This window comes from Barnesiella sp. An22, from assembly GCF_963931395.1.
GTDB classification, from domain to species: Bacteria; Bacteroidota; Bacteroidia; order Bacteroidales; family Barnesiellaceae; genus Barnesiella; species Barnesiella merdigallinarum.
In genome coordinates this window covers 1,036,332-1,051,463 of record NZ_OZ007014.1, presented here as the reverse complement: position 1 = coordinate 1,051,463, position 15,132 = coordinate 1,036,332, and the positions used below count along the sequence as shown (strand labels likewise).

Genomic DNA, 15,132 nt, shown 5'->3' with positions numbered 1-15,132 from the left:
AGACAAAAACTGATAAACCATAAAGTTTTATCCCCCCAGCCAACTACTGCAAATTAAATTCGATTCGATAAAACACTACGGCACAATACTGCATTTATATAATAATCAGTTGTTTATATATCCATTTAGAATAGATTCGCGCGTAATAAAAAAGCATAATGGAGTTCAAGGGCGATAAAAATTCATTTTCCACACAGCAATGAAAATAATAAATTATAAATATTTCGTATCTTTGTCATACACATTCAAAGTGCTATGGTCATGAGAGAGCCTTGTCGAAACCGTCTTTTTCTGAAAATTGTCTTATGCGGAGTTCTATTTCTTGTTTTTCCCGTTCAATATGGCATGGCTCGAAATTACTCGACCAACTTGAAACAGTTTCTCCAAGAGACCCAACAAATATATACAGTCGGAAACCTCAAAGACAAGAGCCATGCCTCTCAGAACCAAGCCTATATCGACTCAACAACACACCTGTTGCAAACGGCATCGCTCCCCGACTCGACTGCGATAGCCACCTTGTACGACATGGCGGTCAAGCTCAGTGAGAGCCGACTTTACAACCCCACCATCGAATACACCAAACTGGCCCGGCGCTTCCTGCAGGAGAACTTTTCCGACGGGCTCGACAAGGAGAAGGCCATCGTCAATCTGGCTCTTATCCAGGCTTCGGCCTATCAGTCGTTGGGCATGTCGACCCCGGCCATCAACATCTACTTCAACACCCTCGAAGAGACCAAAAAGTATCGCATGGACGATATGACGGCCATCATCTACAACAACCTGGGCAGCACGTTTCAGCATCAAAAAGAGTATGCTCAAGCCGATACCTTTTTCAACAAGGCGATACAACTCAACGAGGCTCATAAAGACAAGCAGAAACTGTTTGTCAACTACAACAACCTGGCTATCACCTACGCCAAACAGCAAAATCACGACAAGGCCTTGGAATACGCCTTCCTGGCCATACACCAGCTCGATGCCGAGAAGGACAAAGACATGATTATGCTCATGCAACAGAGCATTGCCTCGATCTATCTCAATCGCAACGAACCGCTGCTGGCTCTGAAAATCATACAAGAGGTGGAGAAATACCAGCGCCAGAAAGGGCAAAGTCCCTTCCTCATCTATACCTACCGGCTGTTGGCTCAAATATACCTGCACCTCAACCGCACCGACGCGGCACTGGAAGCCCTGCAAAAGGCAAAGCAACAAGCCGACCTTTGCCACAACGACAAGGAACTGGTTCCCCTGCTGAACCTGTTTGCCAAAATCTATGCCGAAAAAAACAATTTAGCCCGGGCATACGACTGCCTCTCCGAGTCTGTATCGATTAAAGACTCTCTCTCCGAGATAGAGAGCAAGTTTCTGTTTTCCAACATCGAAGAGATGTATCTGAACGATCAGGAGCGCAACCGGCAAGAGGCAATGGCGGCCGAGCAGGCGCGAGAAAGAAATATTATCGTCTACACGCTGTTGGGAATCATTATCGCCGTGATGGTGGTCGTTCTGCTCCGTTACCGAACCAACTTGGCACACAAACGAGCCGACAAAGAGGCTTCGATACAAAAGACTCACCAACAGTTCAAGAGCGAATTGCAACAGAAAGAGGGCGAAAAGGAGCAGTTGGAAGAGCAGATTGCCATCCAGGACGAACAGTTGATGCAACTGAAAAAAGAGCTGACCTCGCTCTCGATTCAATCGGTACAGAACGAAAACTACATCGAGAAACTAAACGAAGAGATGAAGAGACTCCTACTCGAAATCAATGTCAAGGAGACCGAAAAACGGAAACACATCAAAGAGATTATCTCGAAAATCAATCAATACAACACCCAAAGCAGCTGGGAGGAGTTCCGCTACCGATTTGAAAACGTACAAGACTCGTTCTTCCAAAAGCTGTCGGCTCAATACCCCGACTTGACCACCAACGACCAGCACCTCTGTGCCCTGCTGAGGCTGGGCCTCTCGACCAAGGAGATTGCCGCCATCACCTTCAAGGAGGTGCGCAGCATCGAATCGGGCCGAAACCGGTTGCGCAAAAAGCTGGGACTCTCCGAAAAAGAGGACCTGGTCAAATTCCTGACCCGGTTTTAATCTCGCGGCTATTCACACACCCTCCTCGCACAAGCGTCCCTGCCAGGTATCGCGTTCGCGCATGCGACGCAACAGACGGGCGGTAAACTCGTGGTTCTTGAGCCCCCAGTTGGGGGCAATGAGCAGCGAGGCAGGCGACTGCGACACAAACCGCTCGATGGCGATGCGGGGCGACAGCCGTTCGGCAAAGTCGATAGCCAGGTCTATGTACTCGTCGACCGCATAGAGGTGGAAATCCTGCGGCCGCTCCTCATACTCGCGAGCCATGCGGGTGTGCCTGATGAGCTGCAACTGATGCAGCTTGAGGGTATCGAGAGGCAACTGCGACATGCGGCGGGCATGGTCGAGCATCTGTGCCCGGGTCTCGCCCGGCAAGCCCAGTATCAGGTGGGCACCCACAAACACCCCGGCAGCCGCAGTGCGACGAATGGCATCGGCCGAGGCGGCAAAGTCGTGCCCGCGGTTGATGCGTCGCAGGGTCTCGTCGCAGGTACTCTCCACCCCATACTCCACCAACACGAAGGTGCGGTGCGACAGCTCGGCCAGATAGGCGAGCAGGTCGTCGGGCATGCAGTCGGGGCGCGTACCGATGATAATGCCCACCACACCGGGGTGAACCAGCGCCTCCTCGTACTTGCGTTTCAGCTCCTCAAGTTCTCCATACGTATTGGTATAGGCCTGGAAATAGGCCAGATAGCGCATATCGGGATATTTACAGGCAAAAAAGGCGATACCCTCGTCGATCTGGCAGGTAATGCTCTTGCCCGTATGGCAATAGTCGGGGCTGAAAGTCTGGTTGTTGCAATAGGTGCACCCCCCTACCCCGATAGTGCCGTCGCGGTTGGGGCAGGTAAAGCCGGCATGCAACGAGATTTTCTGCACCTTGCCGTCGAAGCGAGAGCCCAGGAAATCGGCAAAATCGCGATAGCGCTTCCGCTCCATCATCCTCAATGCCCGAAACGGTTATAAAACTCGGTCACGGCCACGATACCCTTCTCGTACATCTCCATGAGGAAGTTCTCGTTGGGCGAGTGGGTAGCGTCAGACTCCAGACCGAAGCCCATCAAGACCGATTTCACACCCAGCACCTTCTCGAAGGTGGCGATAATGGGGATACTGCCCCCGCGACGCACGGCCAGCGGCTGTTTGCCGAAAGCCAGCGTATAGCCCTGCTCGGCAGCCTTGTAGGCCGGCAGGTCGATGGGACATACATAACTCTCGCCACCGTGCATGGGAGTAACCTTCACCTTCACGCTGCGGGGAGCCACCGACTCGATATAGTCGATAAACATCTGCGAAATCTTCTCGTGGTTCTGGTGAGGCACCAGTCGGCACGACACCTTGGCATAGGCTTTCGAGGGGAGCACCGTCTTGGCACCCTCGCCCGTATAGCCGCCCCAGATACCGCAAATATCGAACGTGGGACGAATGGCCGTACGCTCCAGCGGAGAGAATCCGACCTCACCGGCCAGCTCGTCGACATCGATGGCCTGCTTGTATTTCGTCTCGTCGTAAGGCACGGCACCCAGCATGGCCCGCTCCTCGGCCGAGACATTCTCTACATCGTCGTAGAAGTGCGGGATAACGATACGCCCGTTGCCGTCGACCACCCCGGCCAGCATCTTGCACAGCTCGTTGATGGGGTTGGCCACCGTACCGCCGAAGATACCCGAATGCAGGTCGCGGTTGGGACCGGTCACCTCGATTTCCCAATAGGCCAGACCGCGCAACCCCGTCGTAATCGACGGCGTTTCGAGCCCCACCATACTGGTGTCGGAGACCAGAATCACGTCGCACCGCAACAGGTCGAGGTGCGTTTTGCAAAACTCCTCGACACCGGGCGAGCCAATCTCTTCGCCACCCTCGATCAGGAACTTCACGTTGCAACGCAGCAACCCTTCGCGCACGGCAATCTCGAAGGCCTTCAGCTGAATGAACCCCTGCCCCTTGTCGTCGTCGGCACCACGGCCCCACAGGCGCCCCTCCTTGATGACCGGCTCGAAAGGCTCGGTGTGCCACAACTCCAGCGGCTCGACGGGCATCACGTCGTAGTGGGCATAGACCAGCACCGTGGGATAAGACGGGTCGACCAACTTCTCGGCAAAGACCACCGGCGAGGCCGACGTAGGCATCACCTCGGCCCGGTCGGCACCGGCTTCGAGCAGCAACTCGCGCCACCGCTCGGCGCAGCGCAGCATGTCGTCCTTATGTTCGGGCAAAGCGCTTATCGAAGGGATGCGCAACAACGAAAACAGCTCGTCGAAGAAGCGATCGCGATGATCGGCTATATACTTTCGTGTATCCATATCGGTTATGTTTTTTATAGTTTATGACTTTGTGCCAACAGATAGTAATCGAGCATCACCATGGCCGCCATGGCCTCGACCACGGGCACGGCCCGCGGCAGCACGCAAGGGTCGTGACGCCCCTTGGCCTTCAACACCGTGGGGTTTCCCTGCACGTCGACCGTCTCGATGTCGCGCAACAAGGTAGCCACCGGCTTGAATGCCACCCTGAAGTAAATATCCTCGCCGTTGGAGATACCCCCCTGGATACCCCCCGAGTAATTGGTGCGCGTGGCGATGTGGCCGTCGTGCGACTCGAACACGTCGTTCACCTGCGAACCCCGGCATTTCGCCCCGGCGAAACCCATGCCATACTCAAACCCCTTGACGGCATTGATGCTGAGCATGGCACTGCCCAGAGCAGCGTGCAGCTTGTTGAAAACCGGCTCGCCCAGCCCCACGGGCACATGACGGATAACCCCGGTGATGACTCCGCCCACGGTATCGCCCTGCGACTTCACCTCGGCAATCAGCTGCTCCATCTGCCGAGCCATCCCGGCATCGGGGCAACGCACGGCATTCCGCTCAATCTCGGCCGGGTCGTAATCGCGATAGTCGCCAGACAGCGACAGCTCGCCCACCTGCGAGGTATAGGCCCACAACTCGATACCCAACTGCTTGAGCACCAACTTGGCCAGAGCCCCGGCCACACAGCGGGCTATCGTCTCGCGGGCCGACGAGCGGCCTCCGCCCCGGTGGTCGCGCACTCCATACTTGCGGGTATAGGTATAATCGGCATGCGAGGGACGGAAGAGCTCCCGCATGTTGTCATAGTCGGAGGAGTGCTGATTCTCGTTCCACACCACAAACCCGATAGGGGCCCCGGTAGTCTTGCCCTCGAAGATTCCCGACAGGAATTCGACCCGGTCGCTCTCCCGGCGGGGAGTCACCAGAGCCGACTGTCCCGGACGACGCCGGTCGAGCTCATGCTGTATAAAATCCATATCGACCGATATACCGGCAGGCATACCGTCGACAACGCCCCCGATGGCCGGGCCGTGCGACTCGCCGAACGAGGTGAGCGTGAAAAGATTTCCTATCGTATTCATCTATCCGTCTATGCTGGTTATACATATATGCTATACAAAGATAGAAAAAAAGTCCGAATAGATAATGATTCGACAAAATTCAACAACCCGAAACCGCCATTTCGCTCTCTCCGCAGGCTACTGGTAAAGCAACCGATAAAAGAAGGCGGGGACTGCCTCATCGAGAGGAGCCCCCGCCCTGTATGCGATACCGGTGTTATCCCGGCGGATGTTCATTACTCTACATCACCAAAAGCCTGCTTCCAGATATCCTGGCGCAAGTCGACCAGAACAAGCGCCGTGATAAGAGACGTTCTCCGCGACCCGCCAAAAGGTTTAGGCAATTGAATGGTATAAGCCACGTCGCCCATGGAAGGGATTGCCGGATTCTCATCATAGGTAATACCAAGTCGGATAATGGCGGCCCCGTTGGCATCCTGATCGACCAGGTTGTTGTCGCAATAGTAGATGTGCGACACATATCCCTCCTCGTCGAACTCGGCACCCCAGATGGTCATGGCGTGCAGACTCTCTCCTCCGGTGGTAAATTTATAGGCCGTAAAACCTATCGCCTTGTTCTCGGTGAAAGCCCGTTTCATCATCTCGTTGAAATTCTCCTTGGACATGTTGCGACTGTCCTCGATAATAGTCGCCGTTCTTGACCACGACCGAGAAGTCGGTCAAGTTGTCGCTTCGCAGCAAATACTCTACCTCGTCCATTGCCACACTCTTGCCGGTATCGGTATCCATATACCACCGATACGAGGCTCCTTGAGCCGACGATACCCAACAAAGGGCACAAACGAGCACCATGAAATAAGGGAATCTGAATTTTCTTATTCGTTTTTATTTAAATTGATTCATACTATACACTTGGTCACATCGCAGCCATTCGACCACATTTGCATCGCTGCACAACAGGGAGAAATCCAGGATGGAATCACCACCATCCGATATTGGAATCGGCACATACACAACCGTTTCGGTCAGTCCGAAGGGCAGACAAGCCACCCGTTCGCCGGGCAAAGATAAACAGAATTCGCGAAACTATGGCAATAAATGGGGAATAAAGTAATATGTTGAGAGTTAGGAGAGATCGGCATTGTTCGTCCGAAGGGTGCTTTCGGCGGAAAATTCGGTTTTTGGAAGGGTTAGGAGATTGAATCGCTACCTATCCGTTGCCTTTTTCCTGTCCGGAATTCCGGTCTTGAAGACGGTTTTGCCGATGGATGATTATCCCTGTCTTATGCCATAGAACCCGCTTGTCAGGCATCTTTGCTACTGCAAATTTAGCGATTTTTCCCGGCAATGCGAAGAAATATAGGCTCCGGGATGGCATCTGTGATTCCTATTCGTGGTTCCGCTACGTTTTGCATACCTACAAATGACTCTATATCAGTTAATTTTGCAAACAAAGAATAGAGTTATGAAAAAGAGCGGATTAAAGGTTTCGTTCTACCTTAAAAAGAGCGAGATATCGGAAGACGGCCTGTGCCCGGTGATGGGGCGCATAAATGTCGGCAGATACTCCGAGGCGGCTTTCAGCGCGAAGCTCTCGGCATCGCCGAAGGCATGGATGCTCGGCCGTGCCACGGGCAAGAGCGCCGCGTCGAGGGAAATCAACCGCCAGCTTGACGAAATCAGGGCAAGCGCACTTTCCGTCTATCAGGAACTGTCGGCTGTCCGCATGGGCGTGACTGCCGATGATGTGAAGTGCCAGATACAGGGCATGGCTTTCGGACAGGAGACACTGATGGGATATTTCAGCACGTTCATAGAGAATTTCTCAAAGCGTGTCGGCGTGAACCGGGTCCATGCCACTTTGAAATCCTACCATTACACATACAAATGCCTGGCAACATTTCTGGAAACGGAATATAAGTTGTCCGACATTCCGTTTACGGCTATCGACCGTTCCTTCATAGACAAGTATGACATCTACCTGCGTACACAGCGCCGACTCGCTATATCCTCCGTGAAATTCCATACCACACGGTTGAAGATGATAGTGTCGGAGGCTATCACCGACGGCATAATAACCGCAGATCCTTTTGCCGGATACGAGGCGGAGAAGCCACAGCGTGAGCAGAAGTTCCTTACTTCGGAGGAACTCCACCGGATTATGACGACACCGCTTCATGACAGCCGTCTGTACCATGTCCGCGACCTCTTCCTGTTCTCCTGCTATACAGGCATTCCATACGGCGATATGTGTCTTCTGACTGAGGATAATCTTGAAACTGCCGAGGACGGTACGGTTTGGATAAAATCCTCGCGCAAAAAGACGAAGATGGAATATGAGATACCGTTGCTTGAGTTGCCGTTGAGGATTATCAAGAAATACCGTGGAATGGCACCTGAAGGGAAACTTCTGCCGATGTACAGCAACTCCACCCTGAACACATATTTGAAAAGGATTGCCAAGATATGCGGCATAGAGCGCAGACTGGTCTATCACTGCGGGCGTCATACCTACGCCACCGAAATCACGCTGGCGCACGGTGTGCCGCTTGAGACCGTCAGCCGTATGCTGGGACATAACCGGATTACCACGACGCAGATCTACGCGAAAGTGACCGATGACAAAATCGGCACAGACACACAGAACCTTGACAGCCGGATAGCGTCACGCTTCACTGTCGCCATTTAATAAACTAAAACTCACATAGTCATGAAAAAGGATAAAGACAACAATACACCCAAACGGCGCAGCACATTCGCCATACTCTTCTACATCAACCGGACAAAAGTCCGCAAGGACGGGACATGCCAGCTTTTGTGCAAGGTCAGCATAGACGCCGAATGGGAGCAGATAGGCACGAAAGTGTCTGTGAATCCTGATATCTGGAACCCCGAAAAAGGGCGTGCCGACGGACGCAGTGCCAATGCCGTGACCGTGAACCGCGCCATAGACTCGCTGACAGTCGAGATAAACGAGCATTATGAGGATATAAGGCGCAGTCTTGGCTTCGTCACCGCCGAGCTTGTGAAGAACGCCATGAAAGGCATCGGTCGCAAGCCATCAACCCTTCTGGCCCTTTTCCGCGAGCATAACGAGGAGTTCCACAAGCGTGTGGGAGTAGACCGCACTAAGGAATCATATGAGAGCTATCTCAACTCCTACCGGCATCTGTCGGCATTTGTAACCGGGAAACGGAATATGGAGGATGTTCCGCTCCGCGCTCTTGACAGGGCTTTCTATGACGACTTCGAGGTGTTTCTCGGCGCAGACCGTGGGCTAAAACCCAAATCTGTCCATGAGCACCTTTACCGTCTGAAGAAGATGACGATGCGAGCCGTCAGTCAGGGTACACTCCGCCGTGACCCTTATGCGAGACTCCATCCCCCGTTGCCACGGCGCAAGAGCCGCCACATGAGGCTTGACGACTTGAAACTGCTTATGGAAAAGCAGATTGACGCCCCCAATCTCCAAAGAGTGCGCGACTGGTTTATCTTCTCGACATTCACCGGCCTTGCATACGCGGATCTCAAACAGTTGTCGGAGGATGACATATCCCAGGCTCCCGATGGCACATGGTGGATACACGTCAACAGGCAGAAGACCGGCAGCCGCTCGGCGATACGTCTGCTTGACATCCCAATGCGGATAATGGAGAAATACAGGGATGAGCGCCAAAACGGGAAGATTTTCAATCTATATTGCAGGAACCACTTGATAAGGTTGACCAGACAACTTGGCGAGGAATATGGATTTTACCTTACCTTTCACAAGGCGAGGCATAATTTCGGAACGCACATCACGCTGTCGATGGGCGTTCCTATTGAGACCGTCAGCCACATGATGGGACACAAGAGCATTACCACAACCCAGATATACGCCCAGGTGACTGACCGCAAGGTGGATGAGGACATGAAGCGTCTGCGTATGCAGGCAACCGGTTCTGAAATAACCTTGATTGACGAAAGCATGGATAAGGCAATGGAAAAGAGAAGGAAATATAATTTCAGGAACAAGGCGGGAAACGGCCTGTGATTGCAGACCGTTCCCGCCTATGTCTGATAGTGGCGCGCATATTGCGGAAATCAGCGGCTTTTACAGCCACTTCTGTTCCTCCACGCATTTCCGGTGCGCCTTTTCAAGAAGGCTCTGTATCTCGGATTCCCGGTATAGGGCCTTTCCCTGTACAATGTAGTAAGGAATAAGACGAGCGGTGCGGTATTCCTGCAAGGTGCGCCGGCTCACTTTCAGCAGGCGAGACAGTTCCTCGTCAGTGAGGAACCTGTCCCCCTTGAACATGGGACGTGCTACCGATTCAACTTGTCCGAGCGCCTGCCCGATGTTTCCGAGGCGGCGCAACAGGTCTGCCACACGCGGATCCTGCCTGTCGATAAAATAATGGCTCATAACTGTGATGTGTTGGGGTAATACGATGATTGGAGCAGTTTCTCTACATCCTCCGGACGGTAGAAGAGCTTGTTTCTTATACGGCTGAACGGTAGGATACCCTTGTCGCGGTAGGTCTGCAAGGTGCGCTTTGAGATTCCGAGAATGTTGCATACATCCTCATTGTCGAGCCATTTCTTAAGGCCGATGTCCTCGTGCTTTCGGCTCAGCAGTTCGGATTTTTCCTCGATTTCCCTGATTCTGGAGAACAGGGCGTCGAAAGTTCTGATGTCCATGCTTATTATTTCCATGATGTTACGTTTTTTAGATTTTACGATATGTGTTTCAGTGGCTCACGGCGGCGGGTAGCGACTTCCCTTTCATCTGTAGGAATTCCTGTATCTCGGATGCCTTGTAGTAGGTACGTCCGTCTATCATGTAGTAGCGGATAAGCTTCTTCTGGCGGTATCTCGCAAGGGTGCGCTTGGTGACGCCGAGCAACCGGCACAGGTCGTAATTGTCGAGCAGCGTGTCGCCGTCCAAACAATCCTTTAGCTTGTTCATCCGCTCGAATGCCCGCTCCATCTTGTCAAAGCGTTCCATGAGCGAGGTAAACATCTTATGCACTGTTTCGTTATATAGCATAATCGGTTCTTTTTGATGTAAATGAATTGGTTTGTTCTACACCGTGTTGCGCAATCGGTTATACTACATATATTGGCTAATGCCGTGCCACCGCCACCAAAAGGCATGACAAGACACCGATATTCATCAGAATATCAGTGCGATAAAAATATTCAAGCGTGAAATGATGGAAATCAGATGTATTGCAAAATGCAAGACTTTCCGGCGGTATGCAATAGTCTATTGCGAGATTATCGCGCTTTGCGCCGGTAGATGTTTCGGCAAATCCCGTTCTTTAACCGGCTGGATTTGCTTAATATCCACCCTGACGGCACGCCGTTTTGAAAGATATGGGTTCCTGTTCCTGCAATTTCAGGCAAAATATGGATTACCAGTTCGTCTATTATATTGTAACGGAAGAGCCGTGTCATAAGCTCCATCCCGTCCAGATCCGATACTTCGGCGGTGTATATGCAGGATTTGTCGGTGCTGTCCTTGTCACATACAAGATCAAGGACCGGGTAATCCGCTTGGAGTGTGTATGTGCCTATGTCATGCCAGTGCCGGAACCCTTTGGCATCGGTCATAAGCCAACGCATCCGGGGATTGTCGGCATCCGGGAGGAAACCGTCGATAGTCATTGCTGTTATGATGCGTACCGTTGCCATGTCGTTTCATTTCTCTGTTACATTGCAAAAGAAAAGCGCGATGTCCACGCACTCAGACAGCGGTTCTGGCAAAACCGTAAGGAGAATACGCAACACCACGCTATGCGATACGCACAGCATAAGTATTACGCAATGATTCTCCTTAAACATCAACTGCCAGATTTCTGTCTGAGACTCTTGCGAACTTATGTATGTAACGGCAGGCATATCGGAATACGCCTACCTGTGTTTTCTATTTCACGCCCCAAAGTTACAAAAAAGTAGCGAGAAGGGCTGTATGTCAGGGCATAAATGTTACTCTATACCGTATTTGTTCATCTTGCGATATAATGTCGTAGGATTGATGTTGAGCATTTTCGCCGCCTTTGTCTTATTGCCATTGCTTGATTCCAAAGTGCGGATGATCAGTTGCTTTTCAGCTTCATCATCCTTTATGGGGCGCAAATCGGGAACGACTTTTGTGACATTATCACTTGTGGATTTACGGATATTCAAATCCGAAGCTGCGATAACAGGTGCTTTGGAAATAAGCACAGCCCGACGCACCCGGTTTTGAAGCTCGCGTATGTTGCCGCTCCATGAGTGTGCCAGCATAATCCGCTCGGCATCTGCGCTGAATCCGGATGTCTCCTTGTGAAGCTCATCAGAGAACTTCTTGCGGAAGAACTCGGCCAACGGGAGGATATCTTCGGGACATTCCGCCAGAGATGGCTGGTGTATCTCGAACTCACAAAGACGGTGATAAAGGTCCTCGCGGAAACGACCTTCGGCTATGGATTTCTCCATATTCTCGTTGGTTGCCGCGACTATGCGCACATCGGCACGGCGTTCGGTGTTTCCTCCGACCGGCATATATACATTCTCCTGCAATACCCTAAGCAATGATGATTGAGTGTGATAAGGGAGCGTGCCGATCTCGTCAAGGAACAGAGTGCCGCCTTTCGCGGCATCGAAATATCCTTTTCTGTCGGAATCCGCTCCTGTGAAAGCGCCTTTGACATGGCCGAAGAACATGGAGGCTATAAGTTCCGGCGGTATGGCGCCACAGTTCACCGCGACAAACGGCTCGTCTTTTCTTGGGCTGTTGAAATGAATGGTACGGGCTATGGACTCCTTGCCGGTTCCGTTGGCGCCGAGAATAAGCACCGATATGTCGGCAGGAGCTACAAGCTTCGCCAGGTGCAATGCCTCACGCGCCTTCGCGCTGTCACGCTTGAAAAGCCGTTCAAGAGAATGCTGTATGGTCACAGCCGGATGCATCAGCTCCTTCACAATCTCGAACAGTCGCTCACGGTGTACCGGTTTTGGCAGATAATCCTTCGCGCCCATCTTTATGGCTTTGACGGCATCGGGATATGAGGCATATTCCGTCATAATGATAACAGGAATGCCCGGCTTCTCTTTTTTCAGCCAAGCAAGCAGTGACAGACCGTCCCCTTCGGGCAGGCGTACATCAGAGAGTATCAGGTCAAAATCCGTTCTGCGTATATGCCTGCGTGCCACGATTGCATCTATTGCAGTCATGACGTCATATCCCTCGCGTGTGAGCCAGTCCTTCTGCATCTGGGAGAGGGTCACGTTGTCCTCAACTATCAGTATCCTGCTCTTCATTCTTTATTGTTTCCAGTTCTTCGTTTATATTCTCAATCAGATTCTCCATTGCCGAAATCACATCTGACATGAGGATTTCAATATCAGCCGTGGTTGTACTCCGTTTCTTGACAGCATTTCTTAACGGTTGAAGCACGCTTTCAATGCCAACCATTTCCCATACAGGTTTTATTCTGTGCAACACGGATGAAATGGCTTTTCTATCGTTTTTAGCGACAGACTCTTTCAGTTCTGCAATGTCATCGTATGTTGAATCTGCAAGTCCCTGCAATATGACTACGGGATTGGCGACATTTGCAATCAGTGGGGAAAAGTCAATCCGGTCTCCATCAAGCGGCAATGATTTGGCCATTATAATGGATATGCGCTCAAGCAGTTCCTGCATGGAGAAAGGTTTGAATATACAGCCGGAGAACCCGCATTGAATCAGCGGTCTGGTCTCGTCATCATCCCTGGCTGTCATTGCCACCACCGGGATTGTCCTTGAATTTCCTATATTGGACTTGCGCAACAGTTCAAGCAGTGCGAATCCGTCGGTGCCGGGCATATTTATATCGGTAAGCAGTATATCGTAGTCGCGTTCACGCATTGCCTTCACCACATCAGAGGCTGTGGCGCATACCTTACACGAAACAGCGTTGCGTTCAAGCATCTCGCTTATGATATCACGCTGGAGCGGATCATCGTCTATAACGATTACATTATGCGGCAGACGCAAAACACCGACAGGCTTTACTTCCGGAATGCTGGATGATTCTATATTCCCGGTCAGTTCAAGCGGTATGGTGATATGGAAAGTTGTGCCTTTGCCGACATTGCTTATCACGTCGATAGTTCCTCCGAGCATAATTACCAGTCCCTTGGTGATGGAAAGTCCAAGTCCGAACCCCTCCACATGCTCCACGTTGTCGGCACGCTCGAACGGCCTGAATATGCGGTCCACGGTTTCTTCCGACATACCGATGTCTGTGTCGCTGATATCCATTACAAGCCGGCCGTCGTCGTATGATGCCGCGATTCCGACGGATCCGGATTGTGTGAACTTGACGGCATTCGACAGCAGGTTGTCGGCAATCTGCTCTATTCGGTCCTCGTCTCCGATTACTGTCACGTCGATATTCCTGTAATCGTGCTTGAACAGCAGACCCTTGTCATTGATTATCTGCGCCGCACCGATGGCTATCCTGTCAAACAGTACGTTCAGCCTGAACGGGACATTGTTCGGGGTCTCTTTCGCCTCATTGAGCCGGTAGACATCCAGCAGGTTGTTGAGAAGGTGAACCACGTGGCGGCAAAGGTACCGTGCATTGTTCAGGTAGCCGTCACGCTTCCTTTTGTCGCGGGTGTCAATGGCAAGTTCTGCACTGCCGCTTATCACGTTTAGCGGACCGCGTATGTCATGGGATATGGTGAGGATTATTTTCTTACGCATTTCAAGCAGCGACCGGTTCTGCCGTATGCTTTCCTCCAGTTTGTGCTTATTCCGGTCTCGCCGCTTCATATCGCGGTGTATTACGACATAAGAAACGAACAGCATCAATAGGGTGATGGCTGTCAGTACACCTATATCACGATATGACTCTTCACGGGTAGCTGCAATCTCAAGTTCCTGCTGCCGGAGATCAGCCTGGGCCTTACCGTCAAGATAACTTATAAGATTCTGCAAGCGGACGTTAAGATTCCTGTTTTGCCGTGACAGGCTGTCTGCATGGGCTTTAAGGCTTTCGTTCTGCGCCCTGCGCTCAGCCATGAGACCACGGTTGAAACTGTACAGCATGGTCGTGGTGGCAGAGGGTTTTGGTTCTTCCTTTTTGCCGAATAAACCGAGGAAGCCTTTGCGCTTAGGTTTCTTTGGCTCCTCTTTGGCGCTCTGGCGAGCTATCACAGGCAGTTTGTTGGCCATCTCGTCACCGAGAGCCTTTTGACGCCGGTATATTTCTGCAAGCTGGAGCAGTTTCTTCTCCTTGTCCTCAAGAAGAATACGGAGGCTGTCTATGTCGGCTGCCTCCGAAATGAAGATCCGGCTGAACTCACACAGTGTGCTGTCGATATGGAGTCTCTGGCGATGATATCTGTCCCGCTCCATGTCAGTCCACTCCATCGCGGTTTCGCCCATAAGCGAGAGTGCTGTCATGTGCATGTTAAGTTCGTTTATTTCCCGACGCAGCTCATTGGCGGAACGATTCCTCTCATCCATCAGAGATAAAGTGTGCTCCTCGTTATAATAGGCATAACCTATTGCAACAGTGAGCACAAGAATAAGGATATATCCGGATATAATCGGTATATGAGGAAGGCCCGATTTTCGAATCATATTTATTACGAGACAAATATTGGTGGAGACATTACAAAATGGTATATAATAGTCTGTTTATATGAGAAATACCGAATCTAAAAGCTATAACGATATTAGC

Annotated in this window: 13 protein-coding genes; 3 read left to right on the top strand and 10 right to left on the bottom strand. The window is 51.6% G+C overall.

Annotation, left to right across the window (positions count from 1 at the left end):
- Nucleotides 1–345: 345 nt before the first annotated feature.
- Entirely contained in the window at nt 346–2,097 is a 1,752-nt protein-coding gene (locus ABGT88_RS04285) for a tetratricopeptide repeat protein (RefSeq protein WP_346700611.1), read from the top strand.
- A gap of 12 nt (nt 2,098–2,109) precedes the next feature.
- Here the strand turns inward: ABGT88_RS04285 and ABGT88_RS04280 are convergent, their stop codons facing one another.
- The 4 genes from ABGT88_RS04280 to ABGT88_RS04265 form a co-directional block, all read right to left on the bottom strand.
- Nucleotides 2,110–3,042, bottom strand: coding sequence for a TIGR01212 family radical SAM protein (locus ABGT88_RS04280; protein ID WP_346702817.1), 933 nt, complete (start codon nt 3,040–3,042; stop codon nt 2,110–2,112).
- Between the two features lie 2 nt (nt 3,043–3,044).
- Nucleotides 3,045–4,403: a dipeptidase gene (locus tag ABGT88_RS04275; RefSeq protein ID WP_346700609.1), complete on the bottom strand. Its 1,359-nt coding sequence runs from the start codon at nt 4,401–4,403 to the stop codon at nt 3,045–3,047.
- Between the two features lie 14 nt (nt 4,404–4,417).
- Nucleotides 4,418–5,491 (bottom strand): chorismate synthase, encoded by a 1,074-nt coding sequence (gene aroC, locus ABGT88_RS04270; RefSeq protein WP_346700607.1) that lies wholly within the window; start codon nt 5,489–5,491, stop codon nt 4,418–4,420.
- A gap of 215 nt (nt 5,492–5,706) precedes the next feature.
- Nucleotides 5,707–6,096: an IdeS/Mac family cysteine endopeptidase gene (locus tag ABGT88_RS04265; protein ID WP_087408247.1), complete on the bottom strand. Its 390-nt coding sequence runs from the start codon at nt 6,094–6,096 to the stop codon at nt 5,707–5,709.
- A gap of 800 nt (nt 6,097–6,896) precedes the next feature.
- Here ABGT88_RS04265 and ABGT88_RS04260 point away from each other — a divergent pair.
- Nucleotides 6,897–8,120, top strand: coding sequence for a site-specific integrase (locus tag ABGT88_RS04260; RefSeq protein WP_025279191.1), 1,224 nt, complete (start codon nt 6,897–6,899; stop codon nt 8,118–8,120).
- 21 nt (nt 8,121–8,141) lie between these two features.
- On the top strand, nt 8,142–9,464 hold the full coding sequence (locus ABGT88_RS04255; protein WP_025279190.1) for a site-specific integrase: 1,323 nt from the start codon (nt 8,142–8,144) through the stop codon (nt 9,462–9,464).
- A 60-nt stretch (nt 9,465–9,524) separates the two neighbouring features.
- Here the strand turns inward: ABGT88_RS04255 and ABGT88_RS04250 are convergent, their stop codons facing one another.
- The 6 genes from ABGT88_RS04250 to ABGT88_RS04225 form a co-directional block, all read right to left on the bottom strand.
- Nucleotides 9,525–9,836, bottom strand: coding sequence for a helix-turn-helix domain-containing protein (locus tag ABGT88_RS04250; protein WP_016273983.1), 312 nt, complete (start codon nt 9,834–9,836; stop codon nt 9,525–9,527).
- The gene (locus ABGT88_RS04245) at nt 9,833–10,126 is read right to left on the bottom strand and encodes a helix-turn-helix domain-containing protein (RefSeq protein WP_025279189.1); all 294 of its coding nucleotides are present in this window, start codon (nt 10,124–10,126) and stop codon (nt 9,833–9,835) included. Before ABGT88_RS04245 ends, ABGT88_RS04250 begins: the two co-directional genes overlap by 4 nt.
- A 34-nt stretch (nt 10,127–10,160) precedes the next feature.
- Nucleotides 10,161–10,460: a helix-turn-helix domain-containing protein gene (locus tag ABGT88_RS04240; protein ID WP_025279188.1), complete on the bottom strand. Its 300-nt coding sequence runs from the start codon at nt 10,458–10,460 to the stop codon at nt 10,161–10,163.
- A gap of 230 nt (nt 10,461–10,690) precedes the next feature.
- The gene (locus ABGT88_RS04235; protein WP_025279187.1) at nt 10,691–11,107 is read right to left on the bottom strand and encodes a hypothetical protein; all 417 of its coding nucleotides are present in this window, start codon (nt 11,105–11,107) and stop codon (nt 10,691–10,693) included.
- Nucleotides 11,108–11,401: 294 nt separating this feature from the next.
- Nucleotides 11,402–12,718 carry a sigma-54 dependent transcriptional regulator gene (locus tag ABGT88_RS04230; RefSeq protein WP_025279186.1) on the bottom strand — a complete coding sequence of 439 codons (1,317 nt, stop codon included), beginning with the start codon at nt 12,716–12,718 and terminating at the stop codon, nt 11,402–11,404.
- Complete coding sequence (locus tag ABGT88_RS04225) at nt 12,693–15,032, bottom strand: ATP-binding protein (protein WP_346700604.1); 2,340 nt, start codon at nt 15,030–15,032, stop codon at nt 12,693–12,695. The genes ABGT88_RS04230 and ABGT88_RS04225 overlap by 26 nt, the downstream gene beginning before the upstream one ends.
- Nucleotides 15,033–15,132 lie beyond the last annotated feature (100 nt).